Below are 7062 nucleotides of genomic sequence, written 5' to 3' on the forward strand. Positions count from 1 at the left end.
ATAGCGGGGAACTCCTGAGCGGCGAACCGCGACCAACAAGCCTCGACCGCACAACTCCTCGGCGGAAGGTGAGACCCAGATGCTTGACGTGGTACGCGCCCGTGTGACCTCCTGGGCGCGTGGACGGGCGCTGCGGCACCTCGACCGGTTGCCGACGGACCTGTCCGGGATCAGCATGCTGCCGCCCTCGGTGCTCATGCCGCTGCGGCGCGACGGCATGGACCCGGTCCCGGCGCTGGCCGCCTGGCGGGACGCCGCCCCGTTCAGCCGCTTCCCGCTGCCGTTCGGCATCACCGCGTGGCTGGTCACCGGCCATGAGGAAGCCAAGACCGTGCTCTCGACGGCGGACGGCTTCTCCAACGACTTCCGGCACCTCGCGGGCGGGGTCGGCCAGGCGGGCGCCACGCACCCGGGCGGCCTGGGCTTCGCCGATCCGCCCGACCACACCCGGCTGCGCAAGCTGCTGACCCCGGAGTTCACGATGCGGCGGCTGGCCCGCCTGGAACCCCGGATCGACGCGATCGTGACCGGCCGGCTGGACGCCATCGCGGCCGCCGACGGCCCGGTCGACCTCTGGGAGGCGTTCGCGCTGCCGGTCCCGACACTGACGATCTGCGAGCTGCTCGGCGTCCCGTACGCCGAGCGCGAGAAGTTCCAGGAGCTCAGCGCGGCCCGGTTCGACATGTTCGGCAAGACGAGCGCTTCCTTCGAGGCGCTCGACGATTCGCTCGTCTACATGCGCGAACTCGTCGCCCGGGAGCGGGCCCATCCCGGTGAGGGGCTGCTCGGCGCGCTCATCAGGGACAACGGCGACGCGATCGGCGACGAGGAGCTGGCGGGCCTGGCCGACGGCCTGCTCACCGGCGGGCTGGAGACCAGCGCGAGCATGCTGGCGCTCGGCGTACTGGTGCTGTTGGACCATCCCGAGGCCGCCGACCTGGTACGCGCCGGCGGCCCGGCCGACGTCCACCGCGTCGTCGAGGAACTGCTGCGCTATCTCACGGTCGTGCAGGTGGCCTTCCCGCGCTTCGCGACCCGGGACCAGACGATCTGCGGCATCGACGTCAAGGCCGGCGACGTGGTGCTCGTGTCGCTCATCGCGGCCGACCGGGACCCGGGCAACGGCGGCGCGGACGGATTCGACCCGCACCGGGCGGTCTCCCCGCATCTCGCCTTCGGCCACGGCATCCACCGCTGCGTCGGCGCGGAGCTGGCCCGGATGGAGCTGCGGCAGGCGTACCCCGCGCTGCTGCGGCGCTTCCCGGATCTGCGGCTCGCCGCGGACCCGGCCACCCTGCCGTTCCGTCCGGCGTCCATTGTGTACGGAACAACCGCGCTGCCGGTGCACCCGAAGGGCTAGACCGGCTCCATAGACGTTCGCGTGATCGGAGCCGCCCCGCCGGCGACTCCGATCACGCGACACCCCCCTCGATGAAGCCCTGTCCGGCCGCCCTCACCGGTGCTTGTCGGCGGCGGCCTGGCACGGTACGCAGTGCGTCGCCCACGGCATGATCTCCAGCCGGCCCTCCGGGATCTGCCCCCCGCAGCGCTCGCAGGTGCCGAGCGAGCCGTCCTCGTAGCGCCGCAGCGCCTCCTCCATGCGGACGAGCTGCTCGTGCAGGGAGGCGGTCAGCATGTCCTGCTGCTCGACGTCGGCGGCCATGGTGCCCTCGTCGGCGATGTCGCCGAGCTCGCGGCCGTCGCGCCGCAGCACCACGGCGGTGTGCAGCTGGGTCTGGTACCGCTCGGCGGTCTCCTCATAGCGCGACAGCAGCAGGCTGCCGAGTTCGGACGTGGCGCGGTCCGCGGTGACGGTCATGGCAGCCTCCTGTTGTTCGGACGGCGGCCCGGGGTGCGGGCCGCCGTGGACGTGTTGCGCGACGCTCTACCCAGAGTGGCACCGCGCAAACGCGGAAGCTCGTTCCGTTACCACCTGCACAGCAAAGTCACAGCGACCGGCGAGGCGACCGTTCAGGAAAGACCGTGCATAGTGGACTCGTCGGTGGCTTCGCCGTCGTGATCCGCCTCGTCGGCGGGCTCGTCGAGGAGTGCCTGCTCGGCCAGGACGACCGACTGCAGCGACGGATCCGGCCCGGTGAACTGCTGCGCCCGGGCCTCGCCGTCCACGCTCCCGCTGAACACGCGGTCGTCACCCTCCTCAAAGGACATCGGCCGGTGCGGCACCGGCCGGGTGGCGGTCCAGCCGAAGTTCCTGGTCGCGTCGGCCGTCGCCAGTTCCGCCCGCGTACGCGGAAACGCCGTCGGCTGGTGGTCGCGGATCCAGCCGACGAGGTGCTCGCGTACCAGGCAGCGCAGGTCCCACAGCCGGGGCGCGTCGGGCGCGCTGACCAGTGCCCGCAGGTGTACGCGTCCCTCCACGGCATCGGTCACCTGCAGTACGCAGACCCGCTGGTCCCAGAGGTCGGCGGCCTCCACGACGTGCCGCAACTCCTCGCGCAGGGCCTGGACGTCGGCGGCGAAGTCGACGTCCAGTTCGACCGTGCCGAGCACCTCGGACTTCTGCCGCGTCCAGTTCTGGTAGGGCTTCGTCGTGAAATAGGACGTCGGCATGATGAGCCGCCGGTCGTCCCAGATCTGCAGGACGACATGGCTGAGGGTGATCTCCTCGACCCGCGCCCACTCGCCCTCGACGACCACGACGTCGTCCAGCCGGATCGCGTCCGAGAAGGCGATCTGCAGTCCCGCGATCACGTTGCCCAGGACGCTCTGGGCGGCCAGGGCGGCCACGATCCCGATGACGCCGGCCGACGCGAGCAGGCTGGCGCCGACCGCGCGTACCTCGGGAAAGGTCATCAGGATGAGTCCCAGGGTGACCACCACGATCGCCGCGATGGTCACCCGCCGCAGCATGACCACCTGGGTGCGGATGCGGCGGGCCTGCCGGTTGTCCGGCACGTCGATGCGGTAGCGGGACTCGGCCGCGTCCTCCAGGGCGATGAGGATCGCGGCGATCAGCCACGCGGCCGACACGATGAGCGCGATCCCGAGAAAGTGCAGCAGCCCGTCGGCGACCGGGACCGGCGAGATGCGCAACGTGAGCCGGAACGCCAGCAGGACGGCGACGATCTGGAAGGGGCGATGGGCGTGGGCGGCGATCTCGGCGGGAACCACGGAGCGGCGCCCGAGCCGGGCGACGGCACTATGGACGATCGAGACCGCGATGAGGGCCAGCACGGCCGCGCCGGCAGCGGCCACGGCGGTCCACCAGACTGAGTGCATCGGAGATCATTCACCGCCCTCCGCCGGCCCTAAACGTGATGCTATCCGCATCTCTCCCCCCAACCACCCCATATCGACCCCCATCCCCGCCCCCGCCCTCTTCTTGCGGCGATCTTGCGCGAATGTCCGGGCCATTCGGGCATAGGCCGCGAAATTCGGGGCACTCGCGCAAGATCGTCGGAGGAAGGGCGCGGAGGAAGGGCGCGGAAGAAGGGACGGGTGGCAGCAGGGAAGGGCGGGGCCGGAGCCCCGCCCTTCGGGATCGGTACTGCGGATCAGGCGTCGGGGTGACGCCAGGTGCCGGGCTGGTCGGGATCGCGGTCCTGCCGGTCCCGGCCGTGCTCGTCCCGCTGCCCGCCGTCGTCCGGGATGCGCTCGTCCCGGTGCATGCGCTCGTCGTGCTCGCCCATCCCCGGGTCGTTGAGCGCCGGGTCGGCCAGCAGCGGATCGTCGAGCGGATCCGGCGCGGACATCCCGGCCATCGCGCCCCCGCCCGAGGCGGTCATCGTGTCAGGGCCGGTCATCGCCCCGGGTTCGGACGGCGTACCGGCGCCGTGTGTGGGGGTCATGCGTTGCCGGAGCGTCTGCGGCGTGACCCGGTCGTTCAGCGGGGTCATACGGTCGTCGTCCGCCGACGCCATCCCCGCCGGATCGGACAGGCCCTGAGCCTCCATGCTCCCCGGCCTCGGCCCCGTGCCCGCCGGTGCCGTCATGCCGCGTGCTCCCGCGGGGTCGGACATCCCGGTCATCCCGGTCGCGGGGTCGGACAGCCCGGTCGAGCGTCCAGGTCCGGCCGGCCCGGCGGGGATGTCCGCCGATGATCCGGTGACCCGGCCGTCCTCGACACGGCCCCGCCACGCGCCGGCCTCGCCGCCCTGATGTTCGATGAATTCCTTGAAATTGGCCAGGTCCTCGTGCACGGAGTGCCCGATCATCCCGGTCGCGTCGGCGACGTGCTCGGCGAATCCGCTCGGCTCCAGATCCAACTCCGCGGTCACCCGCGTGTGGCCGGCGTCGATCGGCTCGAAGGTCACCATGCCCCGCTGATGCATGCCGTTGATCGAGGACCAGGCGATGCGCCGGTCCGGCTGCTGCTCGGTGATCTGCGCGTCGAACTCGCGGCGGATCCCGTTGATCTCGACCGTCCAGTGCGTCAGCGTGTCGTTGACCTGGCGTACCTCCTTGACCTGCCGCATGAACCGGGGGAACTGCTCGAACTGCGTCCACTGGTTGTACGCCGTGCGTACAGGGACGGCAACGTCGACGGACTCGGTCTTGTGAGCCATGGTCGGCTACCTCCGTTTCGTCGGTTGCCCAAGGCGTACCCCGATCCGGGCGGGATATGCGTCGCAGTGACGATCAGGCGGATACGGAGCGGCGATCAGGCGGATGCGGAGCGGCGATCAGGCGGATGCTGAGTCCGGCTCGGTCAGCGAGACCACGGACTGATACACCGCCTCGATCTGCTCCGCCACCAGCGGCCAGGCGTGCCGGGCGCGGACGCGACTGACCCCTGCCGCCCCGTACGCGTACCGCCGGGGTTCGAAGTCGAGCAGGTCCCGCAGGGCGACCGCGAGACTCGCCACGTCGCCGGGTTCGACGAGGGTGCCGGTGACCCCGTGCGCCACCTGGTCGGCCACTTCGCCCTGCGCGTACGCGATCACGGGCGTGCCGCAGGCCATCGCCTCGACCGGGGTCATACCGGCGGGGGCGGTACCCAGGAACACGTCGACCGACCGGAACAGCGCCGGCCGCCGTTCGAGCGGGACGTCGCCGAGCCAGTGCACCCGGCCGGGGGTGGCCGACGGGTTGATCCCCTCGACGATGAGCTGGGCCCCCGGCACCCGGCGTAGCGCCCCCACGGCGTCGGCGAGTCCCGCCCCGCCCGGCCCGGCGACGCACAGGACGCGCGCGGGCCGGTCCGGCGTCCTCGATCCGGGCCCGTCCGGACCCGGCTGGAAGAAGTCCACGTCGATGCCGGGCGGAACCACCTGGATCTGCGTACGCACCGCCCCGGCCTGCAGCAACGCCGGTACGCCCACCGCCGTCGGCGCCACGATCCGGTCGACGTCGGCGGCCGGGACGCCTCCGGCGGCCAGCGCGGCGGGTGTCGCCACCACCGGCGCCCCGGTCTTCTCCCGGTAGGCCACAGCGTCGGCGAGGCCCGCGAAGGCGTGCACGACATCCGGTGGATCATCGGACGGCAGGTCGGTGGCGTCGGCGTACAGGCTGACCTGGTGCCCCAGTTGGTGCAGGGCCTCCGCGAGCGGGCGAGCGCCACCGTCCGCGGAGATCATGGCGACGTGCATGCGGGCGCGCGTACCCGCCCGGGATCGGCGTAAACCCCCCGATGCCCGGTCAAAATGCTCACCTGAGCGGCATCACACGGCGGCCGCGGCCCCCGCCTCGTCCTCGACGCCGAGCAGCGGGTTGAGTTGCAGCACGTTGAAGACATATCGGTGGGCCGGCCGTGGATTGATGACCTTCACCGTGACCCCGCGCACCTTGCCCCGGCCGACGGCCCTGATCAGCTGCGTCACGCCGGTGCTGTCGATGAACGGGACCGCTGCCAGATCGATCGCGAGCTGGGCCAGGCCCGGCATCTCCACCGCCGCCAGCAGTGCCGCACCGGCGTGCTCGGCGGTCGCGATGTCCAACTCGCCGGTGAGGGCGAGAACAAGGGAAGGGCCGGAACCCGTCAGGTCGTGCTCGATCTGCATGTTCTCCACTCCAGTCACCGATGGCCGGGGCGGTCCATACCCACCGGCGCCCAGACTAACCGTGACGCCTGACAATCCACTGAAGGGTGCCTCAAGATCTATTGCAAGATCATTATTTCCCGGGTTCGTCGATCTCACCTCCGCTCCTCGCGCGGGAGACCGTTCCGGCGCCGGGGGCGCCTCCACTGCCAGGTGAGTGGGGCGAAGCATCGTTCGCCGCCGCCCGGTCGCCGTTCACCGCGTCCCTGGTCCGCCTCGACCCCTGGCCTTTGTCGCGACTGTCCGATATGGAGGTCGGGCGGGTCGGTTCGCTGGTGATCGTTCGCGCCTGAGATGTAGTTTTCGGGCCGCTCCCTCGATCCAGTGCGGCTGGGATGTAGCCAGGGCCGACATGCCGCATCTGAGGCGCTTTGGATCTTGGATGAGAGGCGGGTTTTACCGCTCAGCCGCTGTGGATCACGCCAACGCCGCCTCGCCGTCGAGTGTTTCCTGTGATGCGGGAACGATCTTCCGTCAGGTGAACCGGGATCACCGATTCCTTGATCGTTTACGGCCGGGGTGTCAATCCAGCCCGCTCTGCATGATCGTTTGCGCGTCAGGTGTAGCCAGGGACGGTCGGCGCGCCCCGGAACCGTAAACGATCATGCATCCGGCAGCCGTTTTCACACCACAGCCGTAAACGATCAACCCCACCGGGCGCCCATATCGGACAGTCGCGACAAAGGCCAAGCCGCCCGAGGCGAACGGCGTCCCCGCTCTTCACGGATCCGCAGAGCGCCGACGATCTTGCGCGAATGTCCGGGCATTTTGGGCAAGCCCGACCTTCCTCTCAACCGGTCGGTGCAAGTGGGTCGTTGACCTTCTTGGTGCTGGCTGGTTGAGAGGGGTCGCGGGTGGCGAGGGCTCATGTGCTGACGGCGGATTTGCGGTTGGTGATCGAGAATCTGTGGCGGCAGGGTGCGACGTTCGAGGAGATCGCGGTAGCGGTCGGTACCGACTTTTCGACGGTGTGGCGGGAGTTGGATCGTCATAACTCGCATCGGCACGGGGTGAAGAATCCGCTGGGCTCGACGCGGGGCGGGTTGTATCGGTGGGGGTACAC

Annotated in this window: 6 protein-coding genes and 1 pseudogene; 2 read left to right on the forward strand and 5 right to left on the reverse strand. The window is 70.4% G+C overall.

Features of this window, described 5'->3' with window-relative positions; all coding sequences use genetic code 11:
• Positions 1-79 precede the first annotated feature (79 nt).
• Positions 80-1360: a cytochrome P450 gene (locus tag G401_RS0130440; RefSeq protein ID WP_034593612.1), complete on the forward strand. Its 1281-nt coding sequence runs from the start codon at positions 80-82 to the stop codon at positions 1358-1360.
• A 93-nt stretch (positions 1361-1453) separates the two neighbouring features.
• Here G401_RS0130440 and G401_RS53530 read toward each other — a convergent pair whose 3' ends face one another.
• The 5 genes and pseudogenes from G401_RS53530 to G401_RS56900 form a co-directional block, all read right to left on the reverse strand.
• A complete protein-coding gene (locus G401_RS53530; RefSeq protein ID WP_051367366.1) occupies positions 1454-1819 on the reverse strand; it encodes a TraR/DksA family transcriptional regulator in 366 nt (121 codons plus the stop codon).
• A gap of 152 nt (positions 1820-1971) precedes the next feature.
• Positions 1972-3240, reverse strand: a complete 1269-nt coding sequence (locus G401_RS49495) for a mechanosensitive ion channel family protein (RefSeq protein WP_064741888.1) — start codon at positions 3238-3240, stop codon at positions 1972-1974.
• Positions 3241-4079: 839 nt separating this feature from the next.
• Positions 4080-4526: pseudogene (locus tag G401_RS56270) on the reverse strand (SRPBCC family protein); the annotation flags it as partial.
• Between the two features lie 117 nt (positions 4527-4643).
• Positions 4644-5549, reverse strand: coding sequence for a glycosyltransferase family 4 protein (locus G401_RS53535; RefSeq protein ID WP_051367367.1), 906 nt, complete (start codon positions 5547-5549; stop codon positions 4644-4646).
• Positions 5550-5621: 72 nt separating this feature from the next.
• Complete coding sequence (locus G401_RS56900) at positions 5622-5960, reverse strand: STAS domain-containing protein (RefSeq protein ID WP_211240882.1); 339 nt, start codon at positions 5958-5960, stop codon at positions 5622-5624.
• Positions 5961-6853: 893 nt separating this feature from the next.
• Here G401_RS56900 and G401_RS55130 point away from each other — a divergent pair.
• Positions 6854-7062 (forward strand): helix-turn-helix domain-containing protein (locus G401_RS55130; RefSeq protein WP_157546583.1); only part of this gene is annotated, 209 nt, incomplete at its 3' end.

The organism is Hamadaea tsunoensis DSM 44101 (genome assembly GCF_000428945.1).
GTDB lineage: Bacteria > Actinomycetota > Actinomycetes > Mycobacteriales > Micromonosporaceae > Hamadaea > Hamadaea tsunoensis.

What these genes read in the sequence shown, in the direction of transcription:
- G401_RS53535 (WP_051367367.1), bottom strand. Translation starts at nt 5,549, where the DNA reads ATGCACGTCGCCATGATCTCCGCGGACGGTGGCGCTCGCCCGCTCGCG.
- G401_RS56900 (WP_211240882.1), bottom strand. Translation starts at nt 5,960, where the DNA reads ATGCAGATCGAGCACGACCTGACGGGTTCCGGCCCTTCCCTTGTTCTC.
- G401_RS53530 (WP_051367366.1), bottom strand. Translation starts at nt 1,819, where the DNA reads ATGACCGTCACCGCGGACCGCGCCACGTCCGAACTCGGCAGCCTGCTG.
- G401_RS0130440 (WP_034593612.1), top strand. Translation starts at nt 80, where the DNA reads ATGCTTGACGTGGTACGCGCCCGTGTGACCTCCTGGGCGCGTGGACGG.
- G401_RS49495 (WP_064741888.1), bottom strand. Translation starts at nt 3,240, where the DNA reads ATGCACTCAGTCTGGTGGACCGCCGTGGCCGCTGCCGGCGCGGCCGTG.